Source organism: Corynebacterium sp. HMSC067D03 (assembly GCF_001811185.1).
Lineage (GTDB): Bacteria > Actinomycetota > Actinomycetes > Mycobacteriales > Mycobacteriaceae > Corynebacterium > Corynebacterium coyleae.
Genome location: NZ_KV803790.1, coordinates 16,992 through 34,239 on the forward strand (window position 1 = coordinate 16,992; position 17,248 = coordinate 34,239).

16 protein-coding genes and 1 tRNA gene are annotated in these 17,248 nt (G+C 61.0%); 7 read left to right on the plus strand and 10 right to left on the minus strand.

The window, feature by feature from the left end:
* Window positions 1–3 precede the first annotated feature (3 nt).
* Window positions 4–843 carry a DUF6928 family protein gene (locus HMPREF2785_RS02645; protein WP_070614198.1) on the minus strand — a complete coding sequence of 280 codons (840 nt, stop codon included), beginning with the start codon at window positions 841–843 and terminating at the stop codon, window positions 4–6.
* A gap of 3 nt (window positions 844–846) precedes the next feature.
* Window positions 847–1,761 (minus strand): septation protein SepH, encoded by a 915-nt coding sequence (sepH, locus tag HMPREF2785_RS02650; protein ID WP_070483724.1) that lies wholly within the window; start codon window positions 1,759–1,761, stop codon window positions 847–849.
* Between the two features lie 253 nt (window positions 1,762–2,014).
* On the opposite strand from sepH, the gene HMPREF2785_RS02655 reads away from it, so the two are divergent.
* The 5 genes from HMPREF2785_RS02655 (at window position 2,015) to HMPREF2785_RS02675 (ending at window position 6,840) form a co-directional block, all read left to right on the plus strand.
* The gene (locus tag HMPREF2785_RS02655) at window positions 2,015–3,310 is read left to right on the plus strand and encodes a citrate synthase (protein ID WP_083279316.1); all 1,296 of its coding nucleotides are present in this window, start codon (window positions 2,015–2,017) and stop codon (window positions 3,308–3,310) included.
* Between the two features lie 110 nt (window positions 3,311–3,420).
* Entirely contained in the window at window positions 3,421–3,780 is a 360-nt protein-coding gene (locus HMPREF2785_RS02660) for an FKBP-type peptidyl-prolyl cis-trans isomerase (RefSeq protein ID WP_070451706.1), read from the plus strand.
* Between the two features lie 10 nt (window positions 3,781–3,790).
* Window positions 3,791–4,618 carry an aldo/keto reductase gene (locus tag HMPREF2785_RS02665; protein WP_070570965.1) on the plus strand — a complete coding sequence of 276 codons (828 nt, stop codon included), beginning with the start codon at window positions 3,791–3,793 and terminating at the stop codon, window positions 4,616–4,618.
* A 227-nt stretch (window positions 4,619–4,845) separates the two neighbouring features.
* Window positions 4,846–5,184, plus strand: coding sequence for a DUF485 domain-containing protein (locus tag HMPREF2785_RS02670; protein ID WP_070421457.1), 339 nt, complete (start codon window positions 4,846–4,848; stop codon window positions 5,182–5,184).
* Window positions 5,185–5,187: 3 nt separating this feature from the next.
* A complete protein-coding gene (locus HMPREF2785_RS02675; protein WP_070421456.1) occupies window positions 5,188–6,840 on the plus strand; it encodes a solute symporter family protein in 1,653 nt (550 codons plus the stop codon).
* Window positions 6,841–6,966: 126 nt separating this feature from the next.
* Here HMPREF2785_RS02675 and HMPREF2785_RS02680 read toward each other — a convergent pair whose 3' ends face one another.
* The 4 genes from HMPREF2785_RS02680 to HMPREF2785_RS02695 all read right to left on the minus strand — a co-directional run bounded on the left by HMPREF2785_RS02680 (window position 6,967) and on the right by HMPREF2785_RS02695 (window position 14,161).
* A complete protein-coding gene (locus HMPREF2785_RS02680; RefSeq protein ID WP_083308829.1) occupies window positions 6,967–10,689 on the minus strand; it encodes a DUF4062 domain-containing protein in 3,723 nt (1,240 codons plus the stop codon).
* 344 nt (window positions 10,690–11,033) lie between these two features.
* A complete protein-coding gene (locus HMPREF2785_RS02685) occupies window positions 11,034–12,557 on the minus strand; it encodes a hypothetical protein (RefSeq protein ID WP_070570962.1) in 1,524 nt (507 codons plus the stop codon).
* A 61-nt stretch (window positions 12,558–12,618) separates the two neighbouring features.
* Complete coding sequence (locus tag HMPREF2785_RS02690) at window positions 12,619–13,422, minus strand: DUF1906 domain-containing protein (protein WP_070450789.1); 804 nt, start codon at window positions 13,420–13,422, stop codon at window positions 12,619–12,621.
* A 37-nt stretch (window positions 13,423–13,459) separates the two neighbouring features.
* Window positions 13,460–14,161 (minus strand): PAQR family membrane homeostasis protein TrhA, encoded by a 702-nt coding sequence (locus tag HMPREF2785_RS02695; protein WP_070614200.1) that lies wholly within the window; start codon window positions 14,159–14,161, stop codon window positions 13,460–13,462.
* 114 nt (window positions 14,162–14,275) lie between these two features.
* Here HMPREF2785_RS02695 and HMPREF2785_RS02700 point away from each other — a divergent pair.
* Window positions 14,276–14,348: transfer RNA gene (locus HMPREF2785_RS02700), tRNA-Arg, on the plus strand.
* 48 nt (window positions 14,349–14,396) lie between these two features.
* Window positions 14,397–14,873 (plus strand): GNAT family N-acetyltransferase, encoded by a 477-nt coding sequence (locus HMPREF2785_RS02705; protein WP_070483772.1) that lies wholly within the window; start codon window positions 14,397–14,399, stop codon window positions 14,871–14,873.
* Between the two features lie 25 nt (window positions 14,874–14,898).
* Here the strand turns inward: HMPREF2785_RS02705 and HMPREF2785_RS02710 are convergent, their stop codons facing one another.
* The 4 genes from HMPREF2785_RS02710 to HMPREF2785_RS02725 are packed head-to-tail and all read right to left on the minus strand — an operon-like array spanning window position 14,899 to window position 17,235.
* Window positions 14,899–15,183 (minus strand): mycoredoxin, encoded by a 285-nt coding sequence (locus HMPREF2785_RS02710; RefSeq protein WP_070421450.1) that lies wholly within the window; start codon window positions 15,181–15,183, stop codon window positions 14,899–14,901.
* 1 nt (window position 15,184) lies between these two features.
* Window positions 15,185–15,661 (minus strand): dihydrofolate reductase, encoded by a 477-nt coding sequence (locus tag HMPREF2785_RS02715; RefSeq protein ID WP_070483714.1) that lies wholly within the window; start codon window positions 15,659–15,661, stop codon window positions 15,185–15,187.
* Window positions 15,661–16,458: a thymidylate synthase gene (locus HMPREF2785_RS02720; protein ID WP_070483712.1), complete on the minus strand. Its 798-nt coding sequence runs from the start codon at window positions 16,456–16,458 to the stop codon at window positions 15,661–15,663. The genes HMPREF2785_RS02715 and HMPREF2785_RS02720 overlap by 1 nt, the downstream gene beginning before the upstream one ends.
* Before the next feature lie 3 nt (window positions 16,459–16,461).
* A complete protein-coding gene (locus tag HMPREF2785_RS02725) occupies window positions 16,462–17,235 on the minus strand; it encodes a 3'(2'),5'-bisphosphate nucleotidase CysQ (RefSeq protein ID WP_070483710.1) in 774 nt (257 codons plus the stop codon).
* Window positions 17,236–17,248 lie beyond the last annotated feature (13 nt).

The following is a 17,248-nucleotide window of genomic DNA, read 5'->3' on the forward strand; positions in this document are numbered from 1 at the left end:
GGGCTAGCGGTCGATGTGGCGGATGCGCTCCTTTAACGCAGCCGCCCACTCCACAGCGCGACGACGTACACCCCGGCCGATGCGCTTCGCAGCGGCGACGGACGCGTCCGCCAGCTCGGCGAACTCGTCGCCCTCTTGCTTTTCCTGTTCGGCCTCGTAGTCGTCGTAAACTTTATCGCGCTCCGCGAACTTCGCTGCGACCTCGTTGACCGACTTGGTGGCCGGCTTCGGCTCCTCAATCTTCGGCTCAGGCCGGCCGTCCACGGCGTAGCCCACCACGTTGATGTCCGGGCCGTTCTGGCCGATCTCCGCACCCAGCCAGGCTTCCTCGGCGGCAAGCGCAAGGTCCTTCGGCTCAAACGGCAGCGCGATCCCGCCTGCTTGTTCCGCCTTCTCGCCCGCCCAGTAGGGGGCCTCAAACGGCTCGGGTAGGCCGATGTCTTCGATAACACTGGTGCGGGTGGCGCAGAAACTGCGCGACACCTTCTCGCCATTGAAGTGGGCGAAGCCGCCAAAGTCGCTATCCGTACCCAGCGCGATAACGAACACGTCCGCCGCCGGAAGCGCGGTGTGCCATTGGGTAGGGGAGGACAACTCGGTGACGTCCACACGCATGCGCACCACCGAAATCCCCGGGAAGCCCGCAATATAAAACTCGTCGCGGCCAGGCACCGACGAGCGGTTCAACGGAAACGACCCAATCGGCGTGATTGGCCACGCCGGATTCACCTGAGCCAGCAGCTTTCGGCCAAACCCGCGGTCGGCCTTCGGCTCGCGGCGCAATACCTCCGCAGGTTCAGCAGTGTTGACAAACCACAACGTGACAACGGCGTTGAAACTCATGGCTTACCGCTTCGGACGCTTCGTGTTGGTCCGTACGCCGAGCAGCACGTCCTCCCAGTGGGGCGTCACCGACTTGCGACGACGCTTCTGTGGCTGCTCCTCCTCATCCGGGTGGCGCAGGAAATCACCCTCGAGCACCTCGCCCTCCTCGGCGGGTGCATCCTGAAGGATTTCGACGGGCGCGGCCGGCGCAGCCTCATCCTGCTCGCCGTGCAAGGAACGCACCGCAGACAGCGAGCGCACCGGCTGGGCGAAATCCGGATCGGTCAGATCCGCAGCCATAGCGTTGCGCGCCTCAGTCTGGGCCGCGGCGCCCATGGAGCGCTTAAACGACCACAGGGCCTCATTCTCCGTCAGGCCCGCCTGCCAGGTAACGCGCACAACCCAGGTGTCGCCCTGCTCGCGGGTGGCATCCCACTCCGCATCCGAAATCGAGTGACCACGGGCAGCAAAGGAGGTAGCCAGGATCTCCAACAACGTCTGCTTCGCCGGGCCGTCCTCGCGCACCGGGTGGGACTGCTTCGCAGCCTCCGCAACCTGGGCGCGCTCAAGCAGTACCGGGTGGGCATAGGACTCGAGGCGGCTTTCGGCCACACCCATCTCTTCTGCCAACTCCGCGGCGGTCGCGCCGGCGCGGATGCGTGCCTGGATCTCGTTCGGACGCATCGACAACGGGGTGGCGTAGAGCGGATCCGGCTCCGGCAGTGGGCGCGGCTCCGGGGCGGGTGCCACCGGTTGCGCAGGCTGCTCTTCCTCAGTCACCTCGGTATCGGTGGCTGGTTCTTCCGGGGCGGGGGAGTCGTCGATAAGCAACGGCGCAAGCTCCTCACGGGCAAGCTGATAGCGCACACCCTCCTCGTCGCGGAGCACAAAAAACGTCTCCGTCGACTCGTCTTCCAAGAAAACAAGCTCGCGCATAGGACTCCTTCCGCCTGGCAATACGAAAACTAAGCCTATCGGACGCACGTGCCCACATCAGGCAACCAGCCCCAAGACACCCGACGGCGCAAAGCGATACCATCCCAATACGACCAATGACGCCATAAAAATATGTGGTACATCCAGGACAATCGCAGCATTGTCGGACGCATCACAATATTTGCTAGAGTGCGTTACGTAAAAAGGTTGCCCGAAAAACGAGAGCAACACCCAACGTAGGAAAGGGAAACCAGTGGCTACTGAGAACAAGGACAAGGCCGTACTCCACTACCCGGGCGGCGAGTATGAAATGGACATCATGCGCGCCACCGAAGGCAATGACGGTGTCGTGCTGGGGAACCTCCTCGGTGAAACTGGCCTGGTCACCTTCGACCCGGGCTACGTCTCCACCGGCTCCACCGAGTCCAAGATCACCTACATCGACGGTGCAGAGGGCATCCTGCGCTACCGCGGCTACGACATCGCAGACCTGGCAGAAAACGCCACCTTCAACGAGGTGTCCTACCTGCTGATCAACGGCGAGCTGCCGACCACCGACGAGCTGGACAACTTCAACTCCGACCTGCGCCACCACACGCTGCTCGACGAAGACTTCAAGGCCGCGTTCAACATCTTCCCGCGCAACGCGCACCCGATGGCCGTCCTTGCCTCCTCGGTCAACATTCTCTCCGCCTACTACCAGGACCAGCTCAACCCGCTCGACGAAGAGCAGCTGGACAAGGCAACCGTGCGCCTCATGGCTAAGGTGCCCATGCTCGCCGCATACGCCTACCGTGCATCCCGCGGTAAGCCGTACATGTACCCGGACAACTCCCTGAACCCGCGCGAGAACTTCATGCGCATGATGTTCGGCTACCCGACCGAGGACTACCACGTCGATCCGGTCCTGACGAAGGCCCTGGACAAGCTCCTCATCCTGCACGCCGACCACGAGCAGAACTGTTCCACCTCCACGGTGCGCATGATCGCCTCGGCACAGGCGAACATGTTCGTCTCCATCGCAGGCGGCATTAACGCCCTGGCCGGCCCGCTGCACGGCGGCGCAAACCAGGCGGTGCTCGAGATGCTCGAGGACATCAAGAACAACCACGGTGGCGACGCAACCGACTTCATGAACCGCGTGAAGAACAAGGAAAAGGGCGTCCGCCTCATGGGCTTCGGCCACCGCGTGTACAAGAACTACGACCCGCGCGCGGCTATCGTCAAGGACACCGCACACGAGGTGCTCGAGCACCTGGGTGGCGACGAACTGCTCGACCTGGCGATGAAGCTTGAGGAGATCGCGCTGAACGACGAGTACTTCATCCAGCGCAAGCTCTACCCGAACGTCGACTTCTACACCGGCCTGATCTACCGCGCCATGGGCTTCCCGACGGACTTCTTCACCGTCCTGTTCGCCATCGGCCGCCTGCCGGGCTGGATCGCACAGTACCGCGAGCAGCTTGAAATGAACACCAAGATCAACCGCCCGCGTCAGATCTACACCGGTTACCAGAAGCGCGACTTCGTCCCGCGCGACCAGCGCTAACCAAACGTTTCAACCGCCGAGGAACACGTCCCCTATAATTCGCGGGGGAAGTTCCCGGCGGTTTTTTAATGCCGACCGTACAAACCTCAAGGAGATTCTCACTCATGGAAATGGAAAAGCCATTCATTGAAGCCCCCGAGGGGCCGGCACCAGCTGATCTGGTTATCCAGGACATCACCGTCGGCGAGGGCGAAGAAGCGGTGGCTGGCGGCTTCGTCAAAGTCCACTACTTGGGTGTCGATTACGAAACCGGCGAAGAGTTCGACTCTTCCTGGGACCGCGGAGAAGCAGCCGAGTTCCCGCTCGCGGGCCTCATCGCAGGCTGGCAGGAAGGCATCCCGGGCATGAAGGTTGGCGGCCGCCGTCAGCTCACCATCCCGCCGGAGAAGGCATACGGCCCGGCAGGTGGCGGCCATCCGCTGTCTGGCCGCACCCTGATCTTCATTATCGACCTGCTCGACGCCCGTTAGGGGAAAGCGCATGCGAATCCCGGTAACTACGCTCAACGACGGCTACGATCTCCCGCTGCTTGGCCTGGGCACCTACAAGCTCCAGGGCGAGGACGTGGAGCGGACCGTGCGCACCGCGATCGAGCTGGGCTACCGCCACATCGACACCGCGTCGTTTTACGACAACGAGGTGCAGGTGGGCAAGGCCATCAACGACGCGATTAAGGCGGGCGACGTCACGCGCGAGGAACTGTTCATTACCACCAAGCTGTGGAATGACGATCAGGAGCGCGCCCTCCAGGCGTACAACGAGTCCCTCGAGCGCCTCGACCTGGAGTTCCTCGACCTTTACCTCGTGCACTGGCCGTGGCCGCAGAACGGCACGTACGTCAAGGCGTTTGAGCAGCTCGCTGAACTGCAGGGGATGGGCCGGCTCCAGTCGGTGGGTGTCGCGAACTTCTACCCGGAGGTTCTCGACGACATCATCAACGCCACCGGCATCACGCCGGTGCTGAACCAGGTGGAGCTGCACGCTGGTTTCACCCAGCCGGAGCTGCGTGCTTACCACGAGGAGCACGACATCCTCACCGAGGCGTGGGCGCCGATCGCCCGCGGCAAGAATTTTGACGACCCGGCCATCCGGGCCGTCGCGGATGCCCATGAGGCCACACCTGCGCAGGTGTGCTTGGCATACCTGATGAAGCTTGGCTGCTCTGTGGTGCCGAAGACGAAGAACCCGCAGCGCCTCGTCGAAAATCTCGGCGCGGTAAATGTGAAGCTCACCGACGAAGATGTTGCCACCCTCGATGCGGTGCAAGGGGAGCGTATGTCAGGGGATCCCCTGACGTTCCCGGGATAAAGGTTTTCCTGGGAGTGGATTTGAGCCCGTTCGGCCGTGGAAGCGGCCGGGCGGGCTTTTCTCGTCGCAACGAAAAGCGTGACTTTTCGGGGGTAGGGGTAGGGGTGAGAGGATTTAAACAAGTCTCCGTGAGTGTGTGATACGTTACACTCCACATTGTTGAGTCGAGAATCGCGAATTGTCGGCAAGGCAAGACCCAATCCCGTGAACAAGAAAGGATCGAGGCAATGACAGGTTCCCCCGCTGTCCCGCAGCGCCGCGAGCCCACGCCAGACGAGTTTGTGGCAATGCAACAGAGCCCCGAATTCCAAGATCTGCGTGGAACATTCCGTGGCTTCACCTTCCCGGTGATGATTGCGGCGTTCCTCTGGTACGTCTTCTATGTCGTCTTTGCTACCTTCGCGCCCGATGTCATGGCGCGGCCCTTCCTAGGCCTCAACCTTGGACTGTGGCTCGGACTTGCACAGTTCTTGACCACATTCCTGATCACCTGGGTCTACGTGAAGTGGGCAAACAAGAACATCGAACCCCGTGCAGCGCACATTCGCCAGGAAATGGAGGGCTAAGCCATGCAGACGTACATCAACGCCACAGCGGCTGAAAGCACCGCCACCGGCAACCCTCTGCTGAACATCGCCATCTTCGGCGCGTTCATCGTGGTCACCCTCTTCATTGTGACCCGCGCTGGCAAAACCACCAGCGAATCCGCCGACTTCTACACCGGCGGCGCATCCTTCAGCGGCACCCAGAACGGCCTCGCCATCGCCGGCGACTACCTGTCCGCCGCGTCCTTCCTGGGCATCGTCGGCTCCATCGCGCTGAGCGGTTACGACGGCTTCCTTTACTCCATCGGCTTCTTCGTCGCATGGCTGGTCGCCCTGCTGCTGGTCGCCGAGCCGCTGCGAAACGTCGGCCGCTTCACCATGGCGGACGTGCTGTCGTTCCGCCTCCGCCAGAAGCCGGTGCGTGTGGCCGCAGCTTTCGGCACCCTGTTCGTGTCGCTGTTCTACCTCATCGCACAGATGGCCGGCGCCGGCTCGCTGGTGTCCGTGCTGCTGGACCTGCACTCCTTCGCCGCACAGGCAATCTGTGTTGCCATCGTCGGCGTGATCATGATCGCCTACGTCCTCATCGGCGGCATGAAGGGCACCACCTACGTGCAGATGATCAAGGCCGTGCTGCTCATCGCCGGCGTGCTGATCATGTCGATCCTCGCCTTCATCATGGCCAAGGGTGGCATGAATGCGGTGCTCAACCAGGCGATCGACACCCACGCCGCGTCCCAGTACATCGCGGAGAAGGGCTACCAGGCCGAGGATCTCCTCAAGCCGGGCCTGAAGTACGGTGCGACCACCACCTCGAAGCTCGACTTCCTGTCGCTGGGTCTTTCCCTGGTGCTTGGTACCGCGGGTCTGCCACACGTGCTCATGCGCTTCTACACGGTGCCGACGGCCAAGGAAGCCCGCAAGTCCGTGACCTGGGCAATCGTTCTCATCGGTTCGTTCTACCTGCTGACCCTGGTGCTCGGCTACGCTGCTGCAGCATTCGTCGGCCCGGACCGCATCCTTGCCGCACCTGGTGGCGCGAACGCCGCGGCACCGCTGCTCGCATTCGAGCTCGGTGGCTCCATCTTCATGGCGCTGATCTCCGCGGTTGCCTTCGCAACGGTGCTTGCCGTGGTGGCAGGCCTGGCGATTACCGCCTCCGCATCCATCGCGCACGACGTGTACAACGCAGTGCTTCGCGACGGCCAGGCCACCGAGGATGAGCAGGTCCGCGTCTCCCGCATCACCGTGGTGGTGCTCGGCATCGTCTCCATCGTCCTGGGCATCCTGGCGATGCAGCAGAACGTGGCCTTCCTGGTGTCCCTCGCGTTCGCGATCGCGGCATCCGCAAACCTGCCGACCATCCTGTACTCCCTGTACTGGAAGCGCTTCAACACCACCGGCGCGGTTGCGTCGATCTACACCGGCCTGATCTCCGCGCTGGTGCTGATCGCCCTGTCGCCGGCGGTCTCCGGCAGCCCGACCGCGATGTTCCCGGACGCCGACTGGTCCATCTTCCCGCTGACCAGCCCGGGCCTCGTGTCCATCCCGCTCGGCTTCCTGGGTGGCCTTATCGGCACCTTCCTGGGCAAGCCGGACAACTTCGACGAACTTCAGGCCGAAATGGAAGTTCGCTCCCTCACCGGTGTTGGTGTGGAGGCTCCGGTCGACCACTAATCCTGGTTGAATAACAAGAAACGGGCTCAGCGTGATGCTGAGCCCGTTTTTGCGTTTGCTTTGTTTTAGCCAGCCGCGCAACTCAAGCTTGCGTGCACTGAGGAATGCCGGGAAGCACCGCCATGTCTACATCTGCTCTGCGATTTCCTTCATCGCTTCCCACATGCTGCGCTGCTCGGGTGTACCGCTGTCAGTTTGCAGCAGGGTGACACAAGAATCGTGCACGGCGGAAGCAAACTCCTGGCGGAGAGATTCAGGAACCCCACGAAGGATCAGTGGTGCTGCAAGCACAACCGTATGGGCAAAGCGCGGTACCGTCGCATCGGGACTGTCATACTCTGACACGAGCGCGGTGCAGTACTGGGTCAACACCTGCGACGTTTGAGAAAGCGCCTGCCCATCCTCCGGAAGCTCGGCCAAACCTATGTCCCGTTTGCGCACGGTATCAAGGGTTGCCCTGGCTTTTTCACGACGGCCAACACGTGCGTAGTGCTCGTAGAGCTTCCTCAACGAGTAGCTGTAGTTGAGCTGGCATTGAGCGTCGGGGTGTGTTTGTGCGATCCACTTTGCAATATCGGTAAGTGCCTCCATGAAGCGGAGCCTTGCTTCTAGGTTTTCGGCTTGGGAGAGACCGATCAGCAGTGCGTGATGCGCAGCATTTGCAATGGCGAACGCCTCAGGCAGGTTAACGCTTGATGCTTCCGCAAGCACTCGAGGGGTATGGACGCGAACAAACCTTGCTGCCCCGACGCGAACCTCCCTTGACTGGGCGCTCTCACAGAGCTCAAGAAGAAGAGCAAATACCTTAGCCAACTCGTTCCAGCCGGCCGGCGGGGCGGAGTTGAGGAAGGGGACAAGCGCCACCACCGAAGCGCGAAGCCGTAGGAAAGCGTCCATTTCTTTCTGCATCTCGATGTAAATATTCGCTAGTTCGATGCTGGTCCGAAGTATGTCGGTTGAGTATTTGGCGCCGAAGGGAACCTTCTGCGTTGCGACGACGAATTGGTTGACAGCATCCTCGAGCAGCTCCACCGGCGGGGCCATATTCGGAAAAAGCTTCCGGACAAACTGTGCTCTTATCGCCGTGGCTTCCGCTGCCAATGCGAAGGAAACAGCTGGCCCGTCGCCGCCGTCAACCAGGATGGCAGCGATCTCCATGGCTTCATCCAAGGTGGGGATCACAAGCCCATTGTTTGTAGATCCATGGATATCTGCGATCTGAAGGAGCACGCGTATCGCTTCTTCGATGGCTCTAGGATCCCTGGCTTGGAGCGCAGGGACAAGCATGTCTTGGCAGCTAAATAGCAGCTCGAGTGCTGATTTGGTGTCTCCCGCCTTTGCATCCAGAAGTGCCATCTCACGTTGGGCTCGAGAGTAGAAAACAGCAGGTAAAACACGATTTGGCTCGGCGTCGTACAGGGGGTCGATATTCTTAAACGCCAGGTACAGCAGTAGGCGAGCTTCCTCCACATCTTCGGTGTGTGAAGCGGCAATCGTGAGAGCTTGGCAGCGCAATAAAACCGTTTTCGCCGTGACAGGGAAGTCGTTCAATACCTCAAAACAAATTGAGGCCACACTTGTTTGTACCCGAGGGTCGGGGGAAAGATCAGCAGCCGCTAAGAGCGTCCGCAGCGCTTCGAATGATGCACCGGCCGTACGCAGATGCTGAAGGTGTTCGATTGCGTAGGGCAAGTGAAGCAAGTTGGTCACAATTGCTGCGTCGTACACTGTGGTTTGCGGAAGGCAGTCGAGCGCCAACGGAATGCTCTCTAGATTTTGAGGACCCTTGGGAGCAGGCGATGAAAAGAGGTGGAACAGGAACGCCTCCGCGAGTTTGCGCTGGTTCTTCCACTGATGCTCAATGTCGTAATAATCCTCGCTTTCGAGCGCCGCATACTTTGGGGTGGTCTCGACACTGTTGCGCAGATCGGTTTCGTAAATGCGCATGAGTAGAGAATGTGTGAGCGGTGAACCAAAACTCTCCGCGGCCTCGCTAAATACTCGGTACGTAAAGCGCATCCGTTTCTCCGGCCCATTTGGAGTTAGTTGATTCGCCAAAGAACGGAAAAGTCGGGCGACCGAGATCTCAGTATTTGTTGTGAAGCCAGCGTCGCGCAGCGCGTTGACGGTTTGTTCTTGCGAAAGCCCGATCCGAGAAGCACCCAAGAGACCTACTGCAGCGCGGGCGAGGGCACGATCGGTAGATGCGATGGAGGTTTCCAAAAAGTGGTGGGCAGCGCTTGGCAGGTCATCGGGGATGAGCCACGCGCGGTCTGCAAGCATGTTTTGGATTGCGCTGGCTTGATCAGGTTCATCCTCGATGGACTTGAAATCATCACCATCGATATCGAGAAGTAGATCCAACGCAAGTTCTATCCAAAGAGGGAAGCGTTGCTTGGAAGCGATGATCTGGCGAGCGCCGCCTCCGATCTCGCGCCTAATTCTGCGCTCCCAGTCCTCTACGAATTCTCGCGCAATGTTGGCTGGTACTGGCCCAACCAAGACTTCTTTGAAATCGGAGTTCTTCAACAGAGTGACGTCCGAGCGCGAGGAAGAAGATACAGCCAACGCGGTGCGAGACGAGAGCCATTCCACTGGCCAGAATCCGCCGGCTCCATCCACAAGCTGCTCTAAACCGTCGACGATGAAAAGCAGATCAGGATACTCAGCTACAACCTTTTCCATTTCTTGCCTCCAGCGCGGGCGCCAAGTTTCGGGAGAGCCCCGCCAATCGTCGAAAAGCGACAGGCCCAAGGTTGCGTTTATGCATCGCGTAATCTCGAATGCGAGCTCGTCCCCCGTCCAAATGCGGTCGTCCAGCCCCATAATGACGGTGATGGGCAACTTGCCGGATATAGATTCTCCGGAGGCCGCCAAATACTTCTCGAGTGCCAACAGAAGTGAGGACTTACCCGCGCCGGACTCGCCATAAACCACGACAGGCGAATCGATGCGGAGGAAAAAATCGATCGATTTGAGCAGTTCCTCTGACCCAAAATTACGAGTGCGGGAACCTCGAAACAGGACCTCCTCCGCGGTACCGTCGCGCGGGATGCTGCGGGCTCGCTCCAGAAGCTGCGGTTCAAGCAGACTGACCGCAAGATCCTCGAAGTGCTGCATTGAAGCAGTGGGCCACTGACCATTCTGGTCGAAGGCAACGGAGTAGCGTTTCACCGTCTCCGCATTGCCCCATCGTTGAGATACCTCGTCTTTGAAGTCAGAAATTCGGGTTGGGTCTGAGTCGGCCCAGCCGTGCGGTGGGGTGCCTTCGACCTGCCGGAAAAGGATGAACGGTGTGGTTGTATCATCTGCGTCCCAAAGACCAGCTTTGGCGAATTCCAACTCGGTGATAGAACACTCGCGAGACCTCTCGGGGTCGAGTCCAACGCGCTGTGCCGTCCATTCGAGGAGAGACTTGTCGTCTGAAATCCAACCGTAGCGGTCTCCGATGAGCCCGAGGAAGAGCGGGGCCGCGCGATCGACTTCGTCAAGGCATACGTCTAATACCTTGCGCCCAGCCGCTTCTTCATCCATGTCGTTGGTGTCGACTCCCCAGCGCAGGTCAATAAAGTGCATCTTTGCGCCGAATCGGCGCAAAGATTCGTTGAGCCGGTCACTTACGGGACCGTTGAGAATGTCACGTTCCGTATGGAAATCGCGAAAGGTCGATGACACAAAAACAGGAATGTTGAGCATGAGGCCCCTTAGCGCAGTCAGTGTTTGAACACTCATTATGCGCCAACCGGAGCATATTAGGAGGCCGACGACCGCTTGGTTTTCGCTCAACCCGCTAATATCGCCTGCATGAAAAAATGGTCCCAAGAGCGCCTTGACCAGCATCTCGCGCATGCTGCATGGTATAAACCGATCCGCAAGGTTAGGGCCCGACGCTTGGACAAAGACGCGCAGTGGCGGACTTCCACTGGCAGCGTCCTTCACGCAAAGGCGGGGGACTGGGAGGTCACTGACGGGACACGAACATGGACAGTTGCGTCTGGGGTTTTCGACAGGTCATACAGTCAGGTCGCGCCGGGTGAATACAGGAAAACGGGAAGGGTCCAAGCCCGCCGACTCGAAGAGGACGCTATGATCCCCACGCTGGAGGGAGAGGCTCACGCACACGCAGGTGATTGGGTGGTCCGTGGCGTAACAGGAGAGTGTTGGCCAGTGCCAGATGCGGAGTTTTCCGAGGCCTACGAGATCCTAGAAATGCCGTAACCGAACATTCCCGCCAGGGCGGGGTACACAACTTTCACGATCTTGTGGTTGTAATCCTGGGTGTGCGAGTCGAGCTCTGCGAACGGTTTATATGAGGGTTTCCGAGCAGGAGGTTCCTTGCTGTAGTCATAGGATGCGCGACGCTCGGTTCCGTTGCTATCAATCCATGTGCGCTTGAGCATCCAATCATCGTGCTCGGCTTCCGCCATCGAGGTGATCTCCTGTTCCGAGGGATGCTCTTCCCACCCGTAGCCGTCCTTCACAAGCTGAAAACCGTGTAGACGTAGGTTTTCAACCATGGCCCGAGCGGCTGCTTCAGAAGTTTGTCGTGCCTTCAGGATGTCGTCGTGAGAAAGCTTCTGCGATGGGGATGGCGGGCCATAAAGCGACGTGTAGGCGATGTCGAATGCCCAGCCCCAGACGGAGAAGGCGGAATCGCGGATGGCGTCGATGCTCAACCCAACCTTTTGTGGGTCAATAACTTCCAGAACTGTTCCGGCTTCGGCATCGTTCCAGACAAGACCCTGCAGTATGTGGTCAGTCACCGCAATAATCGCTCGACGTTTCCTGAGGGAGGGGATCTGAGCAGCGACGTGGACTGGATCGCCGACGAGGACAACCATATCTGCCAGGCCCTCTACCTGAGGGCTCACAATCTGTTGAACTTCCAGCTCTTTAGCGAACCGGTTGTAATTGTGAATCCACGCGTCCAACTCACGCTTTTCATCTCCCGGGCCGCATTGCTTGACCTCAACAGTGTGAGCATCGAGTGTGGTCAGCAGGTGGAGTATTTTGTCTGTGATTGCGCGAACTGTGAGGTCGGCTGGATGAAATGCTTCAACAGGTCGTCGTTGAGCGATGTGGGTAAAGCGTGCTGAGGTTGCTAACTCGGGGGACCGAAGAAGCTGGAATATTGATACCGTCTCACCGCATTGTGCGTGACGGAGGTCCTGCGCCTCAGAACTCAGGCGAGCTGTTTCGATGTCATTTTCGGCAGCGATGATCACGTGGGAAGCATGTTTGACAGTTTGAGCAACGAGCCGATCATCGCTCAGATGCTGTTTGTACCCTAAGCCAAGCGTGCCTTTGGCTGTTGGGTTTCCCTTCTCCAAGATATGAACGGGGAGCTCCCTTTCTTGGTCAAGGACTGAGCGGACGATGCTGTTTGCTTCCTCGGAGGAGCCGATCACCACTGGACCTCCTCGGCGGCGCTTGCTCGTTGCTCTCGCCCACCCGATACGCGATATTCCTAGTAGGGCAGAAATGACTGCTCCGAAGGTGACAAGGAGTGAGAGGATTAAACCTATCGTCATCCAGGTCGTTGGTGATGCCGGCTGGCCAGGCGCTGGCGCATACGAGGCGGCAAAAGGCGCGATGCTCGCGTAGATGAGCGAGACGACGGACGCGTTATGAGACTCCGAAAGCGTGACGCCGCAGTTGTAGAGGCCAATCGCAGTGGCAGACAATGCGATGACCAGACGATTTGAATCGAGCCGCATAGTGTCAGGATAAAAGTTTCGCTTCCGGAAGAAGCATTGAGCCTAAGTGCTTATCGACGACCTACCGGACCAACAGTCCATTCGACGACAGCAGGCTGCTCATCTGGAACAGGGAATCGCTTTGGCCGGGGGTCCACTGGCCCCAATCGGCGGTGTAGACGTCGTTGATGTCCACCTGGATGCCCTGGATGTATGCCTGGCGTCCGGCGACCTGGTGAATGTTCGCACGGGGGTGGATGTTGCCGCGCGAGCCCCAGTCGTGCTGCCAGAAGTAGCTACCGATGCCATCCTCCAGGCACCAGGCGATGGTGTAGAAGTTGCCGTACACACCCAACTGGTAGCCGGCGGCGCTGAGTACAGCGCCCATGGCGGAAAGGTATGGGTTGATGAATTTGTTGAACTGGGCGAGCGTCGGGTTGTCGTCGATAGCCACATAGATCGGGCGCCCGGTCGGGCCGCCTGCGGCGCGGTGCAGGGCGATGGCCTGGGGTGCGTGCTTGGCAGCGCCGAGCGGACCCTGGAGCCAGTCGGCGGTGTCGGCGCGGCCGAACTGGTAGACCGACGCCACCGACAGGCCGTTGGCCTTGTAGTCCTGGGTTTCGTCGAGGGTGACGGGCTTGCCGCGCATCCAGAGTGCGTCGGGGCGGGGCTGGGATACGTAGCGCACGGCGCCGATGTGGCCGGCGGCTTTCACGGCGCGGGCGGATGGGACGGCGGCGGAGTAGTCGATCACGGTGCCGAGCACGCGGCGCTGCTGAGCCTGTGCGGCAGGGGAGAGGGCGGTGGCTGCGGCGCCGGCGGCGGCGGTGGTTGCCGCGAGTGCGCCCGCAGACTTCAGGAACGAGCGGCGATCAAAAGTAGTCACTTGCGTAACATTAGTCTCGTTTTGCCTCTTGTGCACCTTAGTTTGCCTGCGTGGCCACGATCCAGATGGCGACGAGGTGACACACGGCCGCCACGATCGTCGCAGTGTGGAAGTGTTCGTGGTAGCCGTAGTAGCGCGCCTCGCGCCCCGGCCAGCGGGCCCCGTACACGATGGCGCCAACCGTGTAGAGCACGCCTCCCGCGAATAGGAGCCACACCACCGCCGGCCCTGCGCTGGCCCACAGGGTGGGGATCAGCGGCACGATCACCCAGCCGAGCCCCACGTACACCACAACGTCCAGCCATCGCGGGTGATTGATCCACACCAGGTTGAGCGCGGCACCACCCAGGCCGCCGATCCAGGACACGACGAGGATGGTCGCGGCGGTTCGCGGCTCGAACACGATCAGGCACAGTGGGGTGTAGGTCGCGGCGATGAAGATGGAGATGGTCGCGTGGTCGGCGCGGCGCCACCACTGCACCGTGGACGGGGAGCGCCACGGGTAGAGGTGGTACATCGCGGAGACCCCAAACAGCAGTACGACCCCGACGCCGTAGACGGTAACCCCGGCGGCGTGGAGCGCCGGCAGGGTCATCCACCCGTAGGTGATCAGCACGGTGGAGGCCAGCGCGAAGGCTGCGGCCGCCACGAAGTGGGCCCAGCCGCGAATCAGGGGGCGCGGGCCGCGGTCCGCCATGATGTAGGAGCGCTGGACCTGGCCTTCTTGAAGGATCGTCATAGTGACCTCACTGGGGGTGGAGGAACAGTGACGCTATGTTACTACTTGGTAACTTATGTGGGTAGCCCAGCCGATTCCGCGAACGAAAACCGCTGCGGTAACCTAAGCCCCATTGCCCTAGTAGCTCAGTGGATAGAGCACGGCTCTCCTAAAGCCGGTGTCGGAGGTTCGATTCCTCTCTGGGGCGCAAATAGGGGTTTGGTGTGGCGTCGAGGTCAGATGGCGGGTGGTGAAGATGACTATCGAATTACGGCCACTTCGCGTCGAGGACGCTACCGAGATGGCTGATGTGCTTTCGGATCGAACCCTTTACACATTCACAGGCGGTGGGCCGCCCTCTGAGGATGAGCTTGCGCGGCGGTACGCGATCCAGACTCGAGGCGAATCCAGCGATGGTGCCGAGGAGTGGATCAATTTCGTCGTCACACTCGGTGCGTGCAAGCAGCCGATCGGATACGTCCAAGCGACCGTGCCCCGCAACGGCGGTGCGACGGAGATCGCGTGGGTGATCGGGACGCAGTGGCAGGGGCACGGCTACGCCAAAGAAGCCGTGAAACTGCTTTCCACCTATCTTGCGGAGCGAGGCATTACGTACCTCATCGCTCATATCCACCCCGACCACATCGCCTCGCAGCGAGTCGCCGCCACCGTAGGGTTGGTCCCCACGGGGCAGGTCGTCGACGGCGAAGTCCGCTGGGACCGGAGAGAGTAGAAGGGCCCCGAAGGATTCTCCGGGCCTACTCCTCGCCGGTGAGCTCGCGCAGCTTGGCGCGCACTGCCGAGGCCTCCGGGTTGGTGGCGTGGGTGCCGTCGGAGAAGAGCACGGTGGGCACGATGCGGTTGCCGTCGTTGACGGACTTGATCCACTCGTTGACCTCGTCCATGCCGTCGGCCTCGACGTCGACGATGTCGTAGGGGGTTTCGGTGCGGTCGAGGCGCTGGCGCAGCTTCTGGCAGAACGGGCACCAGTCGGCGGCGAAGATGGTCACGTGGGCGTTGGTTTCGGGTGCGGTGACGGTCATGTTAGATCCTTTCGAAGCGTTGGAATTTGTAGCGCAAGCCTGTCGACGAGGTGAGCCACTCCGTTTCGGAAACGAGGGCAAAGGTGTCGTCGATACGCGGGGCGTAGACGGCTTTGGCATCGGGGACGTCGGGGTGGACGTCGATAAGCGTGCGTTCGATGACGTCGACCTCGTCGAGGGTGGCGGCGTAGATTTGGGCGCCGCCGATGATCCAGGCGTCGCCCTCGAGGTCCGGGATGTCGGCGACGACCGACGCCCCGCGGGACCAGGCGCCCGCCTCGCGCGAGGACAACACGATGTTCTTGCGGTTCGGCAGCGGCTTGACCGGCAGTGACTCCCAGGTGCGGCGCCCCATGATGATCGGATGCCCGCTGGTGGTGTCCTTGAAATGTTTGAGGTCTTCGGGCAGGTGCCAGGGCATGTCGTCGCCGTCGCCGATGATGCCGTCGGCGCTTTGCGCCCAGATCGCGCCCAACACTAGACGGACACCTCCGCCTTGATGGTGGGGTGCGGGTCATAGCCGACGACCTCGATGTCGTCGAAGTCGTAGTCGAACAGGGATGCAGCCTTGCGCAGTTTGAGCTGCGGATACTCGCGGGCGTCGCGGGAGAGCTGCTCGCGCACCTGGTCGACGTGGTTGTTGTAGATGTGGCAGTCGCCGCCCGTCCAGATCAGCTCGCCGACCTCAAGGCCCGCCTGCTGGGCGAACATGTGGGTCAGCAGTGCGTAGGAGGCGATGTTGAACGGCACACCCAGGAACATGTCGGCGGAGCGCTGGTAGACCTGCATGGACAGGCGCCCGTCGGCGACGTAGAGCTGGAACATCAGGTGGCACGGCATGAGCGCCATCTTGTCCAGTTCGGACACGTTCCAGGCAGACACCAGGTTGCGGCGCGAATCCGGGTTCTTCTTCAGGGTTGCCAGGGCTTCGGCGATCTGGTCGACGTGGCCGCCGTCCGGGGTGGGCCAGGAGCGCCACTGCACGCCGTAGACCGGACCCAACTCGCCGTCGGCGTCGGCCCATTCGTTCCAGATGCGGATGCCGTTGTCCTGCAGCCAGCGCACGTTGGAATCGCCGCGCAAAAACCACAGCAGTTCGCCGACGACACCCTTGAAGAAGACCTTCTTGGTGGTCAGCAGCGGGAACGACTCGGAGAGGTCGTAGCGGATCTGGCGGCCAAACACGCTGCGGGTGCCGGTGCCGGTGCGGTCACCTTTCTCGGTGCCGTTTTCCAGCACGTCGCGCAGCAGGTCCTCGTATGGGGTCTTGACCATTGGTTACTTCAGTACTCCTTCGAACGAGCCGTGCTCGTCGTGGTAGCGGGCGGCGGCTTCCAAGATGTCGTCGGCAATCTCCGGGCGACAAATAAGCATGTCTGGAATATAGGTGTCGTTGTTGTTATAGCGAAGCGGGGTACCGTCGAGGCGCGATGCGTGCAGGCCCGCCGCGAGCGAGACTCCTACAGGTGCAGCTTGGTCCCATTCGTATTGGCCACCGGCGTGGATGTAGGCGTCGTAATCGCCCAGCAGCACGTGCATGGCCTTGGCGCCAGCGGAGCCGATCTGTTCTGTTTCGAAGCCGATCGCGTCCGCGACGTAGCGGGCGACGGCGGGCGGGCGGTTGCGCGACATGGCCACCTTGCCGGCGAACGGCCCTGAGACGTGGCGCACGTCGGAGGACTTAAACACCACACCAAGGTCGGGCAGCCCGACGGCGGCGTGGGTGGGCACGCCATTTTCGACGAGCGCCACATGCACCGCCCAGTCCTGCCGGCCGGTCGCGAACTCCTTGGTGCCGTCGAGCGGGTCGACGATCCACACCCGGTCCTTGCTCAGGCGCGCCGGGTTGTCGGACGCTTCCTCGGAGAGGAACCCGTCGTTGGGGCGGTGTTGGCTTAAGACTCGCTCGATCCAGGCCTGGGCGAGATCGTCGCCAGTCTCGCCGAGTTCGCGGCCACGCAGCAGGCCCACCCCGCGGATGCCTTTGAGGATTTCACCCGTGCCTTCCGCAATCAGGTTGGTCAGCCGGGAGTCGGAGTACTCAGCAGTCATGTGCCCGACTCTA